At 61.3% G+C, this 21,494-nt stretch carries 16 protein-coding genes; 6 read left to right on the forward strand and 10 right to left on the reverse strand.

The window, feature by feature from the left end; translation table 11 throughout:
* Positions 1-134 precede the first annotated feature (134 nt).
* Complete coding sequence (locus tag ACM6I6_RS29505) at positions 135-1,274, reverse strand: Fic family protein (protein WP_414921160.1); 1,140 nt, start codon at positions 1,272-1,274, stop codon at positions 135-137.
* 276 nt (positions 1,275-1,550) lie between these two features.
* Between ACM6I6_RS29505 and ACM6I6_RS29510 the strand changes: the two genes are divergently transcribed.
* From ACM6I6_RS29510 to ACM6I6_RS29535, 6 genes are read left to right on the forward strand one after another with little or no spacing between them, the layout of a single operon-like run.
* Positions 1,551-2,339 (forward strand): YfaP family protein, encoded by a 789-nt coding sequence (locus tag ACM6I6_RS29510; protein ID WP_323626370.1) that lies wholly within the window; start codon positions 1,551-1,553, stop codon positions 2,337-2,339.
* Positions 2,340-2,374: 35 nt separating this feature from the next.
* Complete coding sequence (locus ACM6I6_RS29515; protein ID WP_414921161.1) at positions 2,375-4,087, forward strand: DUF2138 domain-containing protein; 1,713 nt, start codon at positions 2,375-2,377, stop codon at positions 4,085-4,087.
* Positions 4,057-4,722 carry a DUF1175 domain-containing protein gene (locus ACM6I6_RS29520; RefSeq protein ID WP_414921162.1) on the forward strand — a complete coding sequence of 222 codons (666 nt, stop codon included), beginning with the start codon at positions 4,057-4,059 and terminating at the stop codon, positions 4,720-4,722. Before ACM6I6_RS29515 ends, ACM6I6_RS29520 begins: the two co-directional genes overlap by 31 nt.
* Positions 4,719-9,275 (forward strand): alpha-2-macroglobulin family protein, encoded by a 4,557-nt coding sequence (locus tag ACM6I6_RS29525; RefSeq protein WP_414921163.1) that lies wholly within the window; start codon positions 4,719-4,721, stop codon positions 9,273-9,275. The genes ACM6I6_RS29520 and ACM6I6_RS29525 overlap by 4 nt, the downstream gene beginning before the upstream one ends.
* 1 nt (position 9,276) lies before the next feature.
* Positions 9,277-10,896: a DUF2300 domain-containing protein gene (locus ACM6I6_RS29530; protein WP_414921164.1), complete on the forward strand. Its 1,620-nt coding sequence runs from the start codon at positions 9,277-9,279 to the stop codon at positions 10,894-10,896.
* A 3-nt stretch (positions 10,897-10,899) separates the two neighbouring features.
* The gene (locus ACM6I6_RS29535) at positions 10,900-11,712 is read left to right on the forward strand and encodes a YfaP family protein (RefSeq protein ID WP_323607785.1); all 813 of its coding nucleotides are present in this window, start codon (positions 10,900-10,902) and stop codon (positions 11,710-11,712) included.
* Positions 11,713-11,767: 55 nt separating this feature from the next.
* On the opposite strand, the gene ACM6I6_RS29540 is transcribed toward ACM6I6_RS29535, so the two are convergent.
* From ACM6I6_RS29540 to eat, 9 genes are all read right to left on the reverse strand, one after another.
* Complete coding sequence (locus tag ACM6I6_RS29540) at positions 11,768-13,219, reverse strand: DUF1254 domain-containing protein (protein WP_406591213.1); 1,452 nt, start codon at positions 13,217-13,219, stop codon at positions 11,768-11,770.
* A gap of 529 nt (positions 13,220-13,748) precedes the next feature.
* Entirely contained in the window at positions 13,749-14,495 is a 747-nt protein-coding gene (locus ACM6I6_RS29545; RefSeq protein ID WP_274074435.1) for a helix-turn-helix transcriptional regulator, read from the reverse strand.
* A gap of 229 nt (positions 14,496-14,724) precedes the next feature.
* Positions 14,725-15,252 (reverse strand): inorganic diphosphatase, encoded by a 528-nt coding sequence (gene ppa, locus ACM6I6_RS29550; RefSeq protein WP_003205933.1) that lies wholly within the window; start codon positions 15,250-15,252, stop codon positions 14,725-14,727.
* Between the two features lie 113 nt (positions 15,253-15,365).
* On the reverse strand, positions 15,366-16,178 hold the full coding sequence (locus ACM6I6_RS29555; RefSeq protein WP_274074436.1) for a zinc-dependent peptidase: 813 nt from the start codon (positions 16,176-16,178) through the stop codon (positions 15,366-15,368).
* Positions 16,179-16,182: 4 nt separating this feature from the next.
* The gene (locus tag ACM6I6_RS29560; protein ID WP_274074437.1) at positions 16,183-16,839 is read right to left on the reverse strand and encodes a DedA family protein; all 657 of its coding nucleotides are present in this window, start codon (positions 16,837-16,839) and stop codon (positions 16,183-16,185) included.
* Positions 16,840-17,051: 212 nt separating this feature from the next.
* Positions 17,052-17,513 carry a GNAT family N-acetyltransferase gene (locus tag ACM6I6_RS29565; RefSeq protein ID WP_077186306.1) on the reverse strand — a complete coding sequence of 154 codons (462 nt, stop codon included), beginning with the start codon at positions 17,511-17,513 and terminating at the stop codon, positions 17,052-17,054.
* Positions 17,514-17,629: 116 nt separating this feature from the next.
* Positions 17,630-18,454, reverse strand: a complete 825-nt coding sequence (gene eutC, locus ACM6I6_RS29570; protein ID WP_274074600.1) for an ethanolamine ammonia-lyase subunit EutC — start codon at positions 18,452-18,454, stop codon at positions 17,630-17,632.
* 5 nt (positions 18,455-18,459) lie between these two features.
* Positions 18,460-19,854 (reverse strand): ethanolamine ammonia-lyase subunit EutB, encoded by a 1,395-nt coding sequence (locus ACM6I6_RS29575; protein WP_323607787.1) that lies wholly within the window; start codon positions 19,852-19,854, stop codon positions 18,460-18,462.
* A 185-nt stretch (positions 19,855-20,039) separates the two neighbouring features.
* A complete protein-coding gene (gene eat / locus ACM6I6_RS29580) occupies positions 20,040-21,410 on the reverse strand; it encodes an ethanolamine permease (protein ID WP_274074439.1) in 1,371 nt (456 codons plus the stop codon).
* Positions 21,411-21,494: the final 84 nt, after the last annotated feature.

Genomic DNA, 21,494 nt, shown 5'->3' on the forward strand with positions numbered 1-21,494 from the left:
CGACACTAGCAGATAGGGGGTTTATGGGCAAATACACCGGCGCTGCAAGCCTCCTGTAGGAGCTGCCGCAGGCTGCGATCTTTTGATTTTGTTTTTTAGAAGCAAGATCAAAAGATCGCAGCCTTCGGCAGCTCCTACAGGGTTTCAGGATAATTGATTTGATACCGGGTACTGCGTCCGCCACCCGGTAGTCGATTCAGGCAGCCCTTCGCCAGTAGTTCAGTCAAATGACGGGTCGCGGTCGCTTTGGATACTTTCGCCACCGCTTGATATTGCGCGGCGCTGATCCCGTCCTCAAACCCTCGTTCCCCGCCATCGAGCAAGCGATTCAGTACCTTGGTCTGCTCGGCCGACAAACCGGACTGCCGGTGCGCCTGCCAGAAGCGGGCTTTGCCCAGCACCGACTCGATCCGCGCCATGGCCTGCTGCAGGCTGCGCAACAAGGTCTGGAGAAACCACTCCAGCCATTCAGTGATGTCCAGAGTGGCTTTCTGACTGTTTTCCAATACGCGGTAATAGCCAGAGCGATCTTCGAGGATGCTCGCCGACATGGCGTAAAAGCGAATCGCCTGGGCCTCGCCCTGAGCCAGTGCAAGGTCGGTGATGGCGCGAGTCAGGCGGCCATTGCCGTCATCAAAAGGGTGAAGCGTGACGAACCAGAAATGTGCGACCCCGGCCCGCAGTAACGGGTCGAGCCCCGCCTGATTCCGGCTGCTTTCAAACCAGTCGAGGAAACTATCGACCTGGCGCTCGAGGCCCTGGCGCGGCGGCGCTTCGAAGTGAACGGTCGGCCTGTCGAGGTGACCGGACACGACTTGCATCGGATCATCGCCGCGCAACGCGCCGACCCGCATGCTGCGGGTGGCGAGGTCGGTATCCTGATCAGGAAACAACCACTCATGCCACCCAAGCAATCGTTCCAGTGTCAGTGGTTCAGCGAAATGCTGCGTGGCATCGAGCATCAATTGCGCCAAGCCTTCGCTACGCTGGCTGACATGGTTGCCATCAAGTTGCTCCAGCCCCAGCCGTCGCGCCAATGAAGAGCGCACCGAGCCGACATTCAACTGCTCACCTTCAATGGCGGACGAGGTGACGATGTTTTGCAGCAATGCATCCAGTTCACTCTGCGCACTCAGCGAATTGCCCACGGAACTGACCATGCCCGTCAATCGACCTTGTGCCTGGACGCACTCGCGCAGCAACGGTGCCAGTCGTTCGGTGTTCCAGGTGAAACTCGGCCAATCGGGCTGCTGCCAGATCCAGAAAGGTGCCATGAACTCGCTACTCTTGAAGGCGTGAGCCGATTAGAAACGCTATTCGGCTCATATAGTGAGCCGAATATGATCTTTATTCGGCTCAGCGTCCAGCCGTCGGCGTGATTCGCACCTCATTTTCAGCGTTCTCCGATTGTTAGGCGCGGACTGAGCGTCTAACCTTCGCGCCATCTACGACCCGCGAGCCTGGGTCTTTCAGACGAAACGCAGTATCCGCATCTGTAACGCGCCGAGGATCAGGCGCAAGGTTTCGTCATGCATGGCAGGAGGCGTTACATGCGCTCATTTCTTTTGCTGCTGATCGGCTGGTTCTGTGCGCCCGCCCTGGCCGCGCCGAGTGCCGAGTTGTCGGAGCCGGTGGGCGGCTGGCGCTTCAACGGTTTGCTCGACCGTACGGAAAACCCGCAAGTCGCCTATCCCACGCCCCCCATCGATCGCGGTGTGCAGCGCAATCGCACGATGATCCAGGGTCAGCTCAAGGCCATCGGCGCACAGCGCGGGCTCCATACCTTGGCGGTCAACGGCAATCCTTTGAACCTGTACACCGACGATCAGGGGCGTTTTGCCCGGCCCTATGCATTCGGGGCCGGTTCCAACAGCGTCGAAGTGCGCAGTGCCGAAGGCCAGTCGCTCAAGCGCGTGCAGTTCTATGAAGCCAACAACCTGCGCACTCCGGCGCGGATTCGCGTGGTGCTGGGCTGGGACGATCCGAAAGCCGAGCTCGACCTGCACATCGTCACCCCGGACGGCCAGCATGCGTTCTGGGCGCGCCCGGCAATGAGCAATGGCGGTGGCCTGGACCCGGACGGCGTCGACGGCCCTGGCCCGGAAATGTTCACCATGACCGCGCCGCTGCATGGCACCTATCTGGTTTACGTCAACTATTGGGGCAACTTCGGTAGCGGCGGCTATAACTTCGATGAGACCAGCAACCAGAACGAGGTCATCACCTCGCAGATCAACCTGGTGCTCAACGAAAACACCGTCGACGAAAAACGCGAAACCTTCATCGTGCCCCTGCGCGCGATCGGGGATCTGCTGCTGGTCAAGACTTTCAACTATTAAGCATCCCGCTCCACGGATGAACTGGGTTTTGTGAAATGAGCGATAGCACTATTTTACCGGCGGTTGAAACACCGAGCGCCAAACCGTCCCGTCGTTGGCCGGTCATTGTGGCCGGGCTGTGTCTGGTCGCGGGCGTGGCCGCTGGCATGGGCTGGCTGATGCATAAAAACAAAGCCCCGGCACCGCAACTGGCGGCTGAAAAGCTCGGCATGAGCCGCCCCGATGGCCTGCTCGAAACCCATTCCCTGAGCCAGTTGCCCAAAGACCTGCTGGCGGTGCCGTTCCTCAAGGAAACCCTGACCGAAGATTTCGTCTTCTATTACCAGACCCATGCCGATCGCCTCGGGCTGATTGGCAGCCTGCGGCGGATCATTTACGAACATGACCTGAAGTTGCAGGACACGCTGATCGAGCAGCTGTTCGATCAACCGGCGGACGTTGCGTTGTGGCGCGGGGCGGACGGCCGGCTCAAGGATTTTCTGCTGGTGATGGATCGTGGCGGGCTGGCCAAGGTCTTGGAGCCGCTGGCGAAAGTGGCGCTGGATGATTCGCAGTTGAGCAAACTCGCGGACGTGAAAGTCGGCAACGACGACGTGGCGCTCTATCAACTCACGTACAACGCCAGCAAGGCGCTGCTGTTTGCTTCCCACGGCGACAAGCTGGTGGTGCTGTCGAATCCGACCAGGCTCTACGATCCGCAAAGTGGGGCGACGCAGGAAGCGGGCGGCGTCTCGACCCAAGCCATCGCCGCGCTGCTCAACGGCGACAAACTGTTTCCCGAGGCCTTCGGCCTGCAACCCCGCGCGCCAGAGGTGAAACAGCGGCTGTCGGTGAATGCCAGTGTGCTGGCCATGGGGTATCAGCGTTTCATTCCGAACTTCGCCGGGTTGCGCTTCGACATGGACGACAAGGGCTGGCACAGCTTCCTCGCCATGGACGAACTGGACAACCAGCCGGACTTCGATTTCAAACCGATCTGGCAAGCCATGCCCATGGGCGCCAGCGCTTGTGTGACCCTGCCGCTGGCGGCCGAACAACAGCAGCCGCTGCTGCTCAAGCTCGGTGCCGACGAGGCCGCCGCCCAGGCGCTGACCGAGCACATGGGCGGTGCGGCGGGCCTGTGCTGGTACGCCGATTCGCGGCTGTATACACCGCTGCTGGTAGCCAGCCTCAAGGATGAAGACAGTGCCAGCCTCGATGGTGAACTGGGCAAACTGTTCGGCTCGATGGTCGGCGCTTATGAAGGCAAGGTCGATGAACATGCGTTCCCGGTGGTCGAGAAGCAGGAAGGCCTGAGTCATCAATGGCAGCGCCAGGTCAGCTCCACTTTCGGTCCCTATGCGGCAAAGGATGCATCCGATCCCGATCAGATCACCGGCAAGGCCTTCATGAAAGTCAGCCTGGCGCGTCACGGTTCGACGCTACTGTTTTCCCTCGACGACAAGCTGGTGGATAAAGCCCTCGGCACCCTCGACAAACGCTTTCCGCCGATGGCCGACGTGGTGCCCAAGGACCTGCTGATGCCGGTGTATTTCGGTCCGGACGCCATGGCCCAACTGATGCAGCGCGAAACCCTCGACAGCCTGCCGCAAGACATGGAACCGGTGTTCTACAACGCAGCGCAAACCTACCTGATCCCGAAATTGCGCAAGCTCGGCGGTTACGGCAAGTACGCCCTGACCCTGCCCGAGGGCAGCGAGCCCGATGGCCACTGGCAATGGCTGCCGCTGGAGTGGAAAGCGCTGTGAACGCACTGATCCGCAGCCTCGGAGTGCTGGCGTTGTTGTTGAGCGCGGGCGCCCGGGCCGTCGACGCACCGGCGCTCGACCCACAGCAATCCCAAATATTCCGCGCCTGGTTCGTGCGCATCGCCCAGGAGCAACTGAGCCAGGGCCCGAGCCCGCGCTGGTATCAGCAGGACTGCGCAGGGCTGGTGCGTTTTGCCGCCAACGAAGCGCTGAAAGTCCATGATGACAAATGGCTGCGCAGCAATGGCCTGTCCAACCGCTACCTGCCGCCGGAGTTGCAACTGAGCGATGCCCAGCGCGGCCTCGCCCAGCAGTGGCAGCAGGGTGGTGGCAAGGTCGGGCCCTACGTCAACGCGATCAAGCTGATCCAGTTCAACAGCCAACTGGTTGGCCGCGATGTCGCACAGGCACGCCCCGGCGACCTGATGTTTTTCGATCAGGGCGACGACCAGCACCTGATGATCTGGATGGGCCGCTACATCGCCTATCACACCGGCACCACCACCCCCACCGACAACGGCATGCGCTCGGCAAGCCTGCAACAACTCATGACATGGAAGGACACCCGATGGATACCCGATGCAGCCAACCCCAACTTCATCGGCGTCTATCGACTGAATTTTCTCTCCCAATGACCGGTGCCCGCATGCTGCGTTTTCTGTCCCTGTTGTTGGTATTGGTGCTGCCTCTGTCGACGGCCAACGCCGCAGACACTGTTGAGCCCAGTGGCTACACGCCGGTGGCCGGTGAGAGTTTTTTCCTGTTGGCCGACAGCAGTTTTGCCAGCGACGAACAGGCAATGGTCCGCCTCGAAGCGCCGGGTCGCGACTACCGTCGCTTGCGCATGGAACCCTACGGCGGCGCCGACATTCGGGTGTATCGCATCGACAAGCCGCTGGATTTCCTCAAGCGCCAGAAGAACCTGCACCGGGTGGTCAGTGACGGCCAGTTCAAAGGCGAAGGCTTGTCGAATACGCTCGCCTACCTGTGGGACAACTGGTACCGCAAATCCCGCCGGGTGATGCAGCGGGCGTTTTCCTACGAGTCGCGTAAACAAGTCACCGAGCAGGTGCCGGAACTGAAAATGGGCAACGCCATGGCCGCGCCAACGCCCTACGACGCGCAGCCGCAATTCGCGCTGATTCCGGGACTGCCGGTGGTCAGCCAGTTTCGTTATCCGCTGTGGCAAGCCAAACCAATCCAGCCGCCTGAAGGCGTCAATCTCGCCGGGTCTTCCAGTGAATTCGTCAGTGTCGCGCCGGGCAACGTCTACATCCCGTTGGGCCACTTGAAACCGGGGCTGTATCTGGTGGAAGCGTTGATCGGCAAGTACCGTGCGACCACCATGGTCTTCGTCTCCAACACCGTGGCGGTGAGCAAGATTGCCGGGGACGAACTGCTGGTGTGGGCCGCGCGCAAACACGAGGGCAGCTCGGTGCCCAAGGTCAATGTGCTGTGGACCGATGGCCTGGGTGTGATGAGTAGCGGGGCGACTGACGCCGATGGTTTGCTGCGCCTGAAACACGTCAGCCCCGAACGTTCGTTCGTGATCGGTGAGGATGAAGAGGGTGGGGTTTTCGTTTCGGAAAACTTCTACTACGACAGCGAAATCTACGACACCAAACTCTTTGCCTTCACCGATCGCCCGCTGTACCGGCCAGGGGATTGGGTATCGCTGAAAATCGTCGGGCGCGAGTTCAAGAATGCCCGGGATTCGGTGCAGCCAACCGCTGCCGACGTCAATGTGACGGTGCTCGATGCGACTGGTACGGCGCTGCAAAGCCTGGACCTGAAACTCGACTCCAAGGCCGGCACTCAAGGCCGTTTCCAGTTGCCGGACAACGCCGTGGCCGGTGGATATGAGCTGCGTTTCAACTACAAGGAGCAGGCCTACAGCAGCGCCTTCCGCGTGGCTGAATACATCAAGCCGCACTTCGAAATCTCCCTGAACCTGGCCAAGCAGGACTACCGCACCGGTGAACCGGTCAAGGGCAACCTGGTGCTGCTGTATCCGGATGGCAAGCCGGTGGCCAACGCCAAACTGAGCCTTAGCCTGCGCGCCCAGCAACTGTCGATGATCGACAACGAGCTGCAATACCTCGGGCAATTCCCGGTGGAACTGACCAGCACCGAACTGACCACCGACGCCAAGGGCAACGCCGTCCTCGATTTGCCGGCTGCGGAAAAACCGAGTCGCTACATGCTCACGGTGTTCGCCAGCGATGGCGCGGCGTATCGGGTCAAGACCACCAAGGAAATCCTCATCGATCGCGGCGCGGCGAATTTTCGCTTGAGTGCACCCCAGCGCTTCAGTGCGGTGGGCGACAAGGTAACGTTCAGCTACGTCAACGAAAGCGAACAAAGTGCAGTGGTCACCCCGGGCAGCTATGGCTGGGTTCGCCTGGAAGACCAGAGCACTGGCGAAGGTAAACTCGCGGCAACCGACAAAGGTTTCTCCCTGGCCTTCGAGCGTCCCGGCACCTACAACCTGACACTCAGGGACGACCACGGCCGCACCCTCGGCGCCACCGGTCATTCGGTCACCGGCGAGGGCGTCAAAGCCGTACCGGGCACCGTGGAAATCGTCCTCGACAAACCCGAGTACAAAGCCGGCGACGAAGCGCTGGCGTTGATCACTTTCCCCGAGCCTATCAACGATGCGCTGCTGTCGCTGGAGCGCGACAAGGTCGAGGCCACGGCGTTGCTGTCCAAGGGCAGCGACTGGCTGAAGCTGGAAAAACTCAGCGACACTCAATACCGCGCGCGCATCGTGGTAAAGGACAGCTTCGCGCCGAACCTGACCTTCTCGGTGCTGTACACCAAGGGCGGCCAGTACAGCTTCCAGAACGCCGGGATCAAGGTAATCACGCCGCAGATCGACGTGGCCATCGCCACGGACAAAGAGACCTACCGACCCGGCGACACCGTTTCGGTGGACCTGACCACGCAGTTCGCCGGCAAGCCGATTCCGGCGCATCTGACGGTCAGTGTGGTCGACGAAATGGTCTATGCCTTGCAACCGGAAATCGCTCCGACCATCGACCAGTTCTTCTACCATCCGCGCCGCAACAACGTGCGCACCAGCGCCAGTCTGTCGTTCATCAGCTACGACGTCGCATTGCCCGGCAGCCCCGGCGCACCGGGCAAGGCCAACCGCAGCGAGCGCGGGGTGAAAGTGCTGGAGCGGCCGCGTCGCGAAGACGTCGATACCGCCGCCTGGCAACCGGAGCTTATGACCGACGCCAACGGCAAGACCCAGTTCACCTTCAAGATGCCGGACTCGCTGACCCGCTGGCGCATCACCGCCCGGGCCATCGCCGATGACGGCCAGGTCGGGCAGAAGAAGCAGTTCGTACGCTCGGAGAAACCGCTGTACCTGAAGTGGAGCGGGCCGAGCAAATTCCGCGCGGGCGACAAACCGGGTCTCGGTGTGTTTGCTTTCAGCCAGGCGCAAAACTCGGTCAAAGCTGAGCTGGTGATTCATTACGCGGGCAGCGATCAACGGGTTCCTGTCACGCTCAACAGCGGCATCAACTACCTGCCGTTGCCAGCGTTCGAGTTGGTCAATGGCGAGTGGAGCGCCGAACTGGTACAGGACGGCAAAACCGCCGATGCCCTGGCCGTGCGCCTGAGCGCAACCGGCGAAGGTTGGCAAGTCACGCAAAGCCAGCGCCTGGACGTGGCTGGCGCGGAGACGCCGCTAACCCTGCCGGCGGATGCCACGGATATTCGCCTGCGCCTGGATGACAGCCCGCAAGCGCTGTTCCGTGCTGCCCTCGATGACCTGCTGGGCTACCCGTATGGCAGCGTCGAGCAAACCGCCAGCGGTTTGCTGCCGCTGAGCATCGCCTATCCCGTCTTGTCGTCTAACCCGCAGGTGCGCGATCGCTTGCGTCTGATCATGCAGAACAGCCGCCTGCGCCTGGTGCAGATGGCTGGTCCTTCGGCGAGCTTCACCTGGTGGGGCATGGACGGCGAGCCGGACGCGTTTCTCACCGCCTACGCCTATTACGCCGACTGGCACGCCAGCCGGGTGCTGGAACTGAGTCTGCCGCCGGAACACTGGCAGCGGGTGCTGGAGGTGTACGCGAAACAGGCGAAGAGCACTCCGCTGCTGCAACGGGCATTGATCCTGTCGTTCGCCAGGCAGATGCAGTTGCCGGTCAACACCTTGCTCAGCGGTTTGATGGAAGATCTGATGCAGGCAGGTGAGGGGCGTGCCGATAACGTCATGGACGTGGCGGGCGATAGCCTGGTCATGGGGGATCCGGATTCGGCATTGGGCCTGGCCGCTACCCGCGTCTTGACTGCCTCGTTAGCCGCGCAATCGAAGGTCGCTTTGCCGGACGCGTTCAAGCGGCAACTGGCCGACGCGCAGCAGCGCCTGGCCAACAGCTCCGAGCCGTTTGCCGAGGCGTTGAATGCGTCACTGCAGCCTTTCGATCAGGCCCACGCGCAAGCGTTGTTGCAACGTCTGCTGCCACAGCAATCCACCCTGGAACGCGCGCTGGCACTGACGTGGTTGCAACGCAGCATCGAACAGGCCGCGCCGGCCGTGGCCCTGAAACCGGGCGACGGCTGGAAGCAGGAGCAGGGCGCCACGGGTGAAGTCTATTGGACCTGGCAAGGCGCACAGGTACCCGGCGTATTGTCGTTGAGCGGTGCGCAGGAGCGGCCACTGAGCGCCGCATTGAGCTTCCAGAGCCAGCAGCCAGCGGTCGATCCGCTGCCCGTGACCATCACCCGTCGCCTGTCGCAACTGGTGCCGGGCGATGAAGCCTTCACCTTCAAGCTGCAGCCGGTCGGCCATGCGCCGTTGTCCAGCGACAATCTGTATCTCGACGAAGTGATCCTGACCAGCAAAGCCGCCAGACCCTTGCGCTATGGCCTGCTGGAAGTACCGCTGCCACCGGGCGCGGATGTCGAGCGCACGACTTGGGGCATCAAGCTCATGGGCAAGGCCGGGACCGAACCGTCTGCGCTGGAGAAGGCCCGTTTCGAGCCGGGACAAATGGCCTACGCCGTTCCGGTGGATGCCTTGAGCGGCGAACTGCGCCTGCGTCACCTGGTGCGTTTCTCGCAGAAAGGCCAGTTCAACCTGCCGCCGGCGCGCTTCACGCAGGTCTACGCGCCGCAGCATCAGGCCCAGGAGCAGAAACCGGCGCTCGGTCAGGTGACGGTTCACTGACATGCATCGGCCTTGGGTCTGGTTGCTGCTGAGTCTGATTCCCGCGCTGGTCACAGCGCAGGAGGAACCGTTACGGCTGGCCTACAAGGATCAACTGCTGACGTTGAGCCACACGCAACTGCTGTCGCGCGAGCCCTTGGCCGACAGTCTGCAGGCGCCCCTGGGCAGTGTCTGGAAGCTGTTTGTGTATGCCTGGTTGGTGGATACCGGCGCGCGGGAGCCGGCGTATGAGTGTCGCGGGCAGTCGAAAGAGGAAGTCTATTGCTGCGCTGCGGGTGGCAAAGTCGAGCGGGATCAGGCGTTGGTGAAGTCCTGTGGGTTGTATTTCGAGCCGGCGCGCCTGGCGCTTGACCCTGGCGCCTGGCGTGAATACTGGCAGGCACGACAGGCACCGCAGTGGCTGCTGGACTTGCCGTCATTGCAGCCCGCCACCCGGGTGTCGGTGGTTGAATTGTTGCGCGCGCTGGCGCTGATGCCGGCGCAGGACCAGGCGCGTCGCGTGTTGCTGGATGTGCTGTTGAACGCGGCGGATGGCAACGTCGTGGGCGAGCTCGGTAGCCGCTTGCGGGTAAAGACCTGGAGCTGGCTGGGGGATCGGGATGCGGCATCGCGCCAAGGTGGATTCGCCGGTTGGACAGCGGATGGCACGCCGATCTGGGCGGGAGGGCGCGGAACCAGCCAGCGGGTCCTGCGCGACTACGCCCAGGCGTTGTCTGTGGTGGTGCCGGCGTCCTGGCTGGCGGAGGCGGGGCAGTGTGTCGAGGTCGATCTGTTCTCGCGTTATCCACTTCAGCGGGTCATGTCAGGTGACCGCGTGGTGTCCTCCGGCCAATTGCAGGGCGATTACCGCGTCGAGTTCGTAAACGGCAACCAACTGGATATCCACAGTGACGGCGAACTGTTTTTATTCAAGGACAAACTGGTCGCCCGACTGGATCGCGAAGAATATGTCGCCCGAGTTCTGCAGCGTGAGGCCAGCGCGGAACCCGCGGAAGCCGCCAAGTCCCTCACCGTAGCCATCCGCACCTACCTGCTGCAAAACGCCACCCGTCACGGTGATTGCCTGAGCATCGACGACAGCAGCCAGCGCCAGCGAGTCGCCCCACGCCCGGCCACTGCGGATACCCGCGCCATCGCCGCCTGGACCAGCGACCTGGTGCTCGCCGGCAGCACGGTGACCTACCACTCCAACCAGCCAGGCCTCGACAAATTGTCCTGGCAACAAGCCTTGGAACAAGCCAGCGCCGGCCAGCGTTACGACGCCATCCTGCTCCACGCCTACCCACGCGCCAGCCTCAGCCGCTGGGACAATCCTGTGGCTTCCTGCGAAGCACTGCCCGCCGCACAAGACTGGCTGCAAAAGCAACGCCGCAGCTGGCGTCCCCGTCTCGAAGGCGAAGCCGGCTACAACGAAGTCAGCACCTTCGCCGTCTGCCGCCTGGCCTTCGGCCGCCCCTTCGTCGACCGCGAACGCCAGCGCCTCTACGTGCGCGGCGTGCTCTCCCTGCAGGACCGCCTCGACCTGACCCACGAATACCTGCACCTGGCCTTCGAAGCGCACCCCAACGGCCAGGATGAAACCTACATCGAAGGGCTCGCCCGCCACCTTTTGCTGGAATAGACCATGACCCATCGTTATCCACAGGTCTTGCTGCTGCTCTGCGCGATCGCCGTGCTATCGCCGGCAACCGCCGCCGACAGCGTCAAACTCGACACCCCCTCCGGCGGCTGGCGAACCGGCGCAGCCGAAGGTGAAGGCGAGAGTTTTCGCCAGGTCGTCAACTACCCGGCATCGTCGGTGAACACCCCGGCAGGCCAGGCAAACACCGCGCGCATCGCTGGTCAGATCAAAGCTGCGCCGAAGAACGGCGACCCCGGCCGGCTGATCGTCAACGGCGTCAGCATGCCCCTGAAAATCGATCCATCAGGCGGCTTCGATCGACCATTCTCCTTCCCCAACGGCAGCAACAGCGTCGAAGTCCGCAGCCCCGACGGCCAACAACGCCACCGAACCCAGTTCCTCAACGCCAGTGGTGGCGCGACTCCTGCCAAGCTGCGCGTACTGCTGGCCTGGGACAGCGACGGCACCGACCTCGACCTGCACCTGATCACCCCGGACGGCGCCCACATCTGGTACGGCGACCGCGCCGTGGCCAACGGCGCCGCCCTCGACGTCGACGTCACCACCGGCTACGGCCCGGAAATCTTCGCCATGCCTGCGCCGATCAAGGGGCAGTATCTGGTGTATGTGAATTACTTTGGCGGTGGGTATCGCAGTGATGAAGAAGGGCAGGAGGATGCGGTTCAGCCGCTGACCACGGCCCAGGTGACCGTGATTACCGAGGAAGGGACGCCGAGCGAGAAGATGGAGACGTTTCTGGTGCCGATGCGGGCGGTGGGGGAGTTGACGTTGGTGAAGGCGTTCAGTTATCCGTAAATCGCCAGTCGCGCGAACGGCTGCTTGCCAGGCGCAAGCAGCCGCAACATTCACCCTACTTCGCGACCACCAGCGCCGGTGGCTGCCAGCTGCCGTTGCCAGCGGGAAGAATCGAAGGCGGTGCGGTCTTCGGCCAGTAGAGACGCATCACCAGATACACCGTGTCGTCAGGCGCGGGCAGCCAGTTGGGCTCCTTGGCCTTGCCCGGCGAATCCTTCTGTATGTACAGGGTCAGCGAGCCATCCGCGTTCTTCGTCATGGCTGACAGCATCGGCGAATTGATCAGGTAGCGGTTGAGCGGATTCTTGATCAGCAGCTGGCTTTTGCCGTCGTACATCGTCACCGACCAGAAGGCATTGACGGGCGGCAGCTTGCCGGCCGGGAAGGTGAGCGTGTAATTGTGCTTGCTGGTATCGAGCGTCTGGCCGCTGCCGTCGGTGCGCGTGAAGGGGTACATCGCCTCGGCGGCGTCGTTGCCGTACAGGCCGCCCTTCGCGGCACCGGCACGCATGAGCCAGTTGGACTGGTAGAACGCCTGATCACCGAAGAACGCACCGACGTTCCAGCCATTGATATTCTTCATGCCGCTCGAGAGAAACTTGTCGACCTTCTCGTCACCGGCCTTCATCCCAAGAAGGACCGCGGCCTTGTGCTCGAGCGAGAGGTCCTTGAATTCAAATCTCCGGCCGGGACCTACCCCGATGCTTGCCAGCCTGGCCCGGATCGCCTTGTCGTCAGACGATGCTGGCACATACTCCATCGCGGCAGACAGGTACTCGAAGAAGTTGGCCTTGATACCTGCCGTGGTCGCCGGTACGAAATCGATCTTCGGTGCAGCGGGCGGCGCGGGTTGATGAAGGAAGGCGGACAGCGGCTGGATCTTGTAGCCCGCCTGCACCTTCTCGACATTTGGCATGTCGGCCGGATTGAACAACTGGGTGCGGATCAAGGTGAGCGCGAAGGGGGTCGAGGAGGTAAACACCTTGTCGATGCCTGGCGGTGTCGCACCCTTCCAGTCAGGCCCTGCAACCAGATAGCTGCCGGCTGCGCTGGCAGTCGCCCGACTGCCGATGTAGCCATAGTTATAGGTGTTGCCGTCGATCAGTTGTATTGAGTAGTAACGCTTTTTGGAGACCGCGGGCACCGTGATCACCAGCGGCTCCGCGCGCAGGTCGGCCCAGAGTATCGAGTACGGCGTGTCGCTGTTTGGCGTAATGACTGCGGTATCGGCGGGCGTCGCGACCCGATGCTCGTTGTGCAGTTGATTGAAGGGAGCCTTGAACTGGCTGGACTTGGGGTCCACCGCGAACTCGTTCATCACGGCATAGTTCATGACCAGCGGCAAGCCGTAGATAAAACCTTCCTCGGCGATCGCCTTGGTCTGCTCAAGACTCGGCGCGGCCACGCCCTTGGCCACATCCGCCTTGTCTGCCTGCGCAATCGGATCGTTCTTGCTCGCGCACCCCGCGAAAAGCGTTGACCCCGCTACGGCAACTGCCGCAGCCATCGTCCAGCCCCTGTATGACATCCTGTTCATTTTTACCTCGTTAGTTATGAGCAACTGCAGGTTATGGGCAGTTGCAAAGAAAACTGGGGATCAGGTCCGCGGACAGCATGCAGACATCAGAAATGCATCTTGCATTTTCGGACAGCCAGCGAGAGGTATAGCTCGGATTTTTGGGCAGTGCATACGAGAGGGGGGATTTCACTCGAGGCGACTCGGGACGGCTTCCATTCAAAAGCCCGGAGGGCGTTATCCCGAGTTTTTTCAGGCGAGTCGGCTTTCTGGCGGGCATTAAAAAGCCGGCTTGTGGCCGGCTTCTCGGGGACTGGCTTGGTTCATTTTTGGTAAACCGCGCCAGCCTTCAAAACGTACACCCGGATCTTGCGTCCGGCTGTGGGACTTGGCGAGAAAGTCATCTGCCTTGTCGGTGCGATCAGGGCCGCTTGGCGGGGTGATGCGCAAATGTGGGGCGCAGCATACTGATTTTTTTGCAGAATTCCCAGTCTGGTGTGTGAGTTGGCGTTTCCTGGGGCTACAGGAACGGTAGCGGTGGTCGTCGTTTGTTCAGTGTCGACCACCAGAACACCCAGCCCAGTACGCGGATGTTCTGTTCTTCGATTTGCGCGGGGCGGAAGATTTCGTCGGGGTAATCGGCGCGGTTATGGCTGCGCATGCGCAAGGCATTGCCGGGCATTCGGTGCAGGTATTTGATGCGCAGCATGCCGTCGTGTTCGATGGCGTAGATTTCGCCGTCGACTATCTGGGTCAGGCCGCGGTCGATTGCCAGGGTGGAGCCGTCGTCGATTTTCTCGGCCATGCTGTTGCCGATCATGGCGGCGCCGATGGCATCGGCGTGGTTGATTTCCAGGGAGTCGAGGTGGCTGCGGGGCAGGCGCAGGCTTTGTCCGCGGTCTTCGATGACGTGGGTCTTTTTGGAGCCGGGGGCCGTGATCACTTCCTTGTAGAAGGGCAGTTCGATGTCGGTGGGCTCGACCACGGTGTAGACACCGCGGATGGCCTGGGCGTCGAAGGTGTGGCCGGTGTCGTCGACCAGGCGCAGGTGCCTGGCGTCTTTCGAGCCTTCGCCGGTTTTTAGCCAGTCGCTGTTGACCGAGAGTTTCCGGGCGACTTCTTCCATGCAATGGGCGGGGACGCCGCGGGTGTACCAGTTGTGTACATTTTGCGGAGCCGTATCCAGGAATTCGGCGAATCCTGTCGTCGTGATGTTCGCTGCTTCAAGGAGCGCTTTAAACCGTGGGCCGCTAGTGTTCTTTTTCATGAACGGGAGTCTACTGGCGCCCGCCGGGGCTTTGAATAAACGGCTCGTTCAAATTTCGAGGGAAATTTACGACTGGATGTGAGGCGCGTTGGGTAAAAAATAAACAGGAAAACCCGGCATTGCAGCGCGTTAAACGAATTGTTTAATACGCTTTACAGACGCGCAAAAAAAAACCCCGGATCAACCGGGGTTCTTCTTGAAGCGTGCGGCTTGAAGCCTGCAGCTGCTCTTAGCCTTTATAGGCAGCAACCGACTTGGTGATCGCTTCGCGGGCGGCGTCTGCGCCGGCCCAGCCTTCGATCTTGACCCATTTGCCTTTTTCGAGATCTTTGTAGTTCGCGAAGAAGTGCTCGATCTGCTGGATCAGCAGCGGCGGCAGGTCGGTGTATTCCTTCACGTCGACGTACAGCTGGGACAGCTTGTCGTGTGGAACCGCGATCACTTTGGCATCGCCGCCGCCATCGTCGGTCATGTTCAAGATGCCGACTGGACGCGCGCGGATCACCGAGCCTGGGGCAACCGGGTAAGGGGTTACGACCAGCACGTCGAGTGGGTCACCGTCGTCAGCCAGGGTGTTCGGGATGTAACCGTAGTTGGCCGGGTAGAACATTGGGGTGGCCATGAAACGGTCAACGAACAGGCAATCGCTGTCTTTGTCGATTTCGTATTTGATCGGCGCGTGGTTGGCCGGAATCTCGATCGCGACGTAGATGTCGTTCGGCAGGTCTTTGCCAGCCGGAATCTTGCTGTAGCTCATTGGGCGTTGCCCCCGTTAGTTGACCAGAAACACTTGGCCGGATTGACCAAAAAGTGGCGGCGATTATAGGCATATTCCTACGTCGACGCCACGTACCAGAGGTCGTGTAGACCTTAGTCGTGTGCCTGATAGACCGGGTTCTCGGCCAGAAGTTGCCGCAGCCTTGCCAGTGGATCCTGGCGATAGAACAGCTTCAGTTGCTCATAGACCTGTGGATAAGCCTCGTGCAGCAAATCCGGGGCACTGAAGAAGTATTCGCTGGTGACGGCGAAGAACTCGGCCGGGTTTTCCGCGGCATACGGATCAATGGCGGTCTCGGCGTCCGGATTGCGCTCCAGTTGGCGGTCGAGATCGTCGTAGGCTTGCTGCATGACCCTGGCCCAGTCGCTCACCCGCATGTCCGAGTGCAGCGGTGGCAGGCCGTTGGCGTCGCCGTTGAGCATGTCGAGCTTGTGCGCCAGTTCGTGGATCACCAGGTTGTAGCCTTCCCAGCCGCCGCTGGCCATGACGCCCGGCCAGGCGAGGATGATCGGCCCTTGTTGCCAGGCTTCGCCGCTGTGCTCGCCGTCCCATTCGTGCTCGACGCCACTGGCGTCACGATGGCGCTGGGGGCTGAGGAAATCGTCGGGGTAGAGCACGATTTCGTGAAAACCCTGGTACCAGTTCAGGTCACCCAGGTGCAGCAACGGCAGTTGCGCCTGGGCGGCGAGCAATAGGCGTTGTTCCTGATGCAGTTCGACCCCGGGCAGGGCGGTCAAGTGTTTGTCTTGCAGGAACAGGACGCAGGCTTCGCGCAGCCACTGGTCTTCGGCGGCACTGATGCCATCGAGAAAACTCAGGTGATGGCGCACCCGTTGCCACATCTCGTCGGCAATCGGGTGCTTGGCCAGGGTACGCCGGCGTCGCCAGGCGCCAAGGGACCACATGCTGTCAGCGTGATGCGGTTTTGGAGTTCGAACCGCCAAGGCGGCTGCGCACAAGGCCAATGATCATCGGCACCAGCGACAGCAGGATGATGCCCACCACCAGCAGCGACAGGTTGGATTTGATGAACGGCACGTTGCCGAAGAAGTAACCCAGGGTGACCAGGCCACCGACCCAGAGAATCGTGCCCAGCACGCTGAAGGCAAAGAAGCGTGGGTAGGGCATTTTCGCGACGCCGGCGACGAAGGGGGCAAAGGTGCGGATGATCGGCAGGAAACGCGCCAGGGTCACGGTTTTGCCGCCGTGCTTGTCGTAGAAGTCGTGGGTTTGCTGCAGGTAGTCGCGCCGGAAGATCTTCGAGTTCGGGTTGCTGAACAATCGCTCGCCGGCCGTTCGTCCGATGATGTAGTTGGTGCTGTCACCGAGGATGGCCGCGAGCATCAGCAGGCCGCCCAGCAACACCGGGTCCATGCCGCCACCGGCCGCAACGGCGCCGGCGATGAACAGCAGTGAATCGCCCGGCAGGAAGGGCATGACCACCAGCCCGGTTTCGCAGAAAATGACCAGAAACAGAATGGCGTAGATCCATGGCCCGTAGTTGGTGACCAGCAAATCGAGGTAGACATCGAGATGCAGGACGAGATCGAGCGGGTTGAAATCCATGGACGGCACCTGTGGTAACGGCCCGACTTGGCAGGCCTGCGGATGACTTCGCGTAAGACTACAGACAGGAGGTAGTATTTCTTACAAGCCGGAAAGTACGGGATTATACGGGCTGGGAAGTGAAAAGCGCGTAGGGTTTGTAGCAGGGGATTTCAGGGTGAATTGAGGACAAGACCGCAGCCTTCGGTCGAAAGCTGCGATCTCTTTTGACCTTACAACTCGTCGCTGATCGGCAATACGTAGTTCTTGAACTCGGTGTCTTCCTTGAATCCGATGGATTCGTAGGTTTTCTGCGCCACTTCGTTGTTGCTGCTGGTGGACACGCGCATGCGCACGGCGTTGGTTTCCTTGGCCATTTTCTTCGCGGTGCGGATCAAGTTGTCTGCAACCAGCTGGCGGCGGGCGTCTTCGGCGACGTAGATGTCGTTGAGGATCCACACGCGTTTGAGCGACAGCGAAGAAAAGCTCGGGTACAGCTGACAGAAGCCCAGCAGTCTGTTGCTGTCGTCATCGGACAGGGCCAGGTAGATCACCGACTCCTTGCGACGCAGGCGTTTCTCGAGGAACGCCCGGGACGAGTCCGGATAGGCCAGGGAGCCGTAAAACTCGCGATATTTGACGAACAACGGGGTCAGCTGGTCCAGGTGTTCGAGGGTCGCTTGAATAATCCGCATGGTAGGTCTCGTCTTCAAGTGGCTGTCTTCACGTGCTTTGGCGGCAAAGGGTACTCACTGGCAGCCGTGCGTCGATCCTGCCTGAAAAAGGTGAGAAAGCGCAATGCGGAAGCGGTTCAGGTTTGGGGCGCATCAAGCAGGAAATTTCCTTTGAGGTCCGCTCCTGCGTCCGATTCCAGCGTTTGCACCTGCGCTTCGTCCTTCAGATTGACCCCGGATAACTGTCGCCGGCACGCCTCGCGCATCAAATACAGCAAACGGTGTGCCGCCATGCCGTAAGTCAGGCCTTCGAGACGCACATTCGAGATGCAGTTGCGATAGGCGTCGGTCAGGCCGACCTTTGGATTGTAGGTGAAATATAATCCCAGACTGTCTGGAGAGCTCAGGCCAGGGCGTTCGCCGATCAGGATCACGGTCATTTTTGCACCCAACAGTTCGCCGATCTCGTCGGCTACCGCGACTCGCCCCTGTTCCACCAGTATGACGGGCGCGATTGACCATCCGTCGGCTGAGCTCTGCTCTGCAAAGCGCGCCAGGAACGGCAGCGTATGGCGATGCACCGCCAATGCCGACAAACCATCGGCTACCACGATGGCCAGATCGACTCCGCCAGGATTGGCCGTGGCGTATTCGCGCAGGTTTTTTGCCGATTCCACGCTCAATTTGCGCCCCAGATCGGGGCGCTGCAGGTAGCTGTTGCGATCAGGCGCTGCGCTATGCAGCAACAGGCTCTGACGACCCCGTTCGGCCAGTTGCTCGCTGAGGGCGGCATGATCAAACGGCAAGTGCACCGCGTCTCGCGCCTGGGCGTGGGCATACTGAAAGTCCAGCTGGGCACGGGTGGGCATGCTGGTGCCAGTGCGGCCCAGGGCAATGCGCGCGGGGGTCAGGCGTCGCAGCTCCAGCCAGGGGTTGTGCGGATCGAAGGGTGGTTTTTCCATATCACTCATCCCAATTGCGCCAGGGCCTGGCGGAAGGCCGGTGGCAGGCTGTTACCGAAGAGGACCTTGCCGTCCGCCTGGGTGAAGATGCCCATTTTCGCCAGCCATTGCTCGAACTCCGGCGCAGGCTTGAGCCCCAGCGTCTGCCGGGCGTACAGCGCATCGTGGAACGACGTGGTCTGGTAATTGAGCATGATGTCGTCTGAGCCAGGGATACCCATGATGAAATTGATCCCGGCCACTCCGAGCAGGGTCAACAGGGTGTCCATGTCATCCTGGTCCGCCTCGGCGTGGTTGGTGTAGCAGATGTCGCAGCCCATCGGCACCCCCAGCAGTTTGCCGCAGAAGTGGTCTTCGAGGCCGGCGCGGATGATCTGTTTGCCGTTGTAGAGATATTCGGGGCCGATGAATCCGACAACGGTGTTCACCAGGAACGGATTGAAATGGCGGGCCACCGCGTAGGCCCTGGTTTCGCAGGTCTGCTGGTCGATGCCGTGATGGGCATTGGCCGACAGGGCGCTGCCCTGGCCGGTTTCGAAATACATCAGGTTCTTGCCGAGCGTGCCGCGATTTAGGCTCAACCCGGCGTCGTAACCTTCCTTGAGCACATTCAGATTGATGCCGAAGCTGGCGTTGGCCGCCTCGGTGCCGGCAATCGACTGGAACACCAGGTCCAGGGGGACGCCGCGATTGACCGCTTCGATTGAAGTGGTGACGTGGGTCAGCACACAGGCCTGGGTCGGGATTTCGTAGCGCTGGATGATCGCATCGAGCATTTCCAGCATGGCGCAGATCGAGGCGATGCTGTCGGTGGCCGGGTTGATGCCGATCATGGCATCGCCGTTACCGTGCAGCAGGCCATCGAGAATGCTCGCAGCGATGCCGGCCGGTTCATCAGTGGGGTGATTGGGTTGCAGGCGGGTGGACAGGCGGCCGCGCAGACCGAGGGTGCCGCGGAACTGCGTGACCACGCGGATTTTCTGCGCGACCAGGATCAGGTCCTGTACGCGCATGATCTTCGAGACGGCCGCGACCATTTCCGGGGTCAGGCCGGGGGCGAGGGCGCGCAGGACCTGTTCGTCGGCGGCATCGCTGAGCAGCCAGTCGCGAAAACCGCCGACGGTGAGATGGCTGACCACCGCAAAAGCCTGTTTATCATGGGTGTCGATGATCAGGCGGGTGACTTCATCGGCCTCATAGGGAATCAGCACTTCCTGCACGAAGTGGCTCAGCGGGATGTCGGCCAGCGCCATCTGCGCAGCCACGCGCTCGCCGTCGTTGAGGGCGGCGATGCCGGCCAGATAGTCCCCGGAGCGCGCCGGGGTTGCCTTGGCCATCACTTCCTTGAGGTTTTCGAAGCGGTAGGTCTGGGCGCCGACGGAATGGGCAAATACGGCCATGGGCGGTGTCCTCCAAATAACTCAAATTCATTTCCGACCCTTTGTAGGAGCTGTCGAGTGCAACGAGGCTGCGATCTTTTGATCTTGCTTTTAAAGATCGCAGCCTCGTTGCACTCGACAGCTCCTACAGGGGGGTGTGCACGTCCATAGGGCGTTGCCGGGCAACGGGCCCGGCGCCGGTGCAACTAGATACCTTCGAGCATAGCGTCCGCCGGTGCTTCGGAACGTTGCCGCGCGGTCAGTTGGAAATACAGGTAGCCGGCGGCCATGAAGCCGAGGAAGACCACGCCGATCAAGGTGTTGAACCACGCCATCGCCACCAGGCACACCAGCGCCAGGAACAGCGCGATCCCCGGTACGATCGGATAGCCCGGCGCGCGGAAGGTGCGCTCCAGGTTCGGCTCGGTTTTACGCAGCTTGAACAGGCTCAGCATACTGATGATGTACATCACGATGGCACCGAATACCGACATGGTGATCATGGCCGCCGTCAGCGACATGCCTTGCAGGTTGACCAGGCCATCGCTGTAGATGGCCGCAATGCCGATCACCCCACCGGCCAGGATCGCCCGATGCGGGGTCTGGAAGCGCGAGAGCTTGGCCAGGCTGCGCGGCAGGTAACCGGCGCGGGCCAGGGCGAAGAACTGGCGCGAGTAGCCGAGAATGATCCCGTGGAAACTCGCCACCAGGCCAAACAGGCCGATCCACACCAGCATGTGCATCCAGGTTGAATTGTTGCCAACCACCGCTTTCATGGCCTGGGGCAGCGGGTCGTTGATGTTTGCCAGCTGGCGCCAGTCGCCGACGCCACCGGCCATCACCATTGTGCCGATGGCCAGGAACACCAGGGTCAGGATGCCGCTGACGTAGGCCCTGGGAATCGTGCGTTTGGGGTCCTTGGCTTCCTCGGCGGCCATGGCTGCGCCTTCGATGGCGAGAAAGAACCAGATGGCGAAGGGAATGGCCGCGAAAATGCCGGGAATGGAAGCAATGGTGAATTCGCTGGAGCCAGACCAGCCATTGAGTACGAAGTTACTGAAACTGAAGCCTGGCGCGACCACGCCCATGAAGACCAGCAGTTCGGCGACTGCCAGCACGGTCACCACCAGTTCGAAGGTGGCGGCGATGCTGACACCGAGGATATTGAGGGTCATGAACACGAAGTAGGCGCCCACCGCGGCGATTTTCGGGTCCAGTTCCGGGTATTGCACGTTGAGATAGGCGCCGATGGCCATGGCGATGGCCGGCGGCGCGAATACGAATTCGATCAGGGTGGCGATGCCGGCGATCAATCCGCCTTTTTCACCGAAGGCCCGTCGACTATAGGCAAACGGCCCGCCGGCATGGGGAATGGCCGTGGTCAATTCGGTAAAACTGAAGATGAAGCAGGTATACATCGTTGCCACCATCAGTGCGGTGACGAGGAACCCCAGGGTCCCGGCGGTGCCCCAGCCATAACTCCAGCCGAAGTATTCGCCGGAGATCACCAGGCCAACGGCAATGCCCCATAGATGCAGGGTGCCGAGTGTGGGTTTGAGCTGTGTGGAAGAAGTCATAAGTCCTCGCTGTTTTTTTTTGATCTTGTTGGACTTGCGTGAGTTGCGTTTGGGTGTGATGCGGGCACGCAAAGCCCGTGCCAG

This window comes from Pseudomonas sp. IT-P218, from assembly GCF_949767605.1.
GTDB classification, from domain to species: domain Bacteria; phylum Pseudomonadota; class Gammaproteobacteria; order Pseudomonadales; family Pseudomonadaceae; genus Aquipseudomonas; species Aquipseudomonas putida_AE.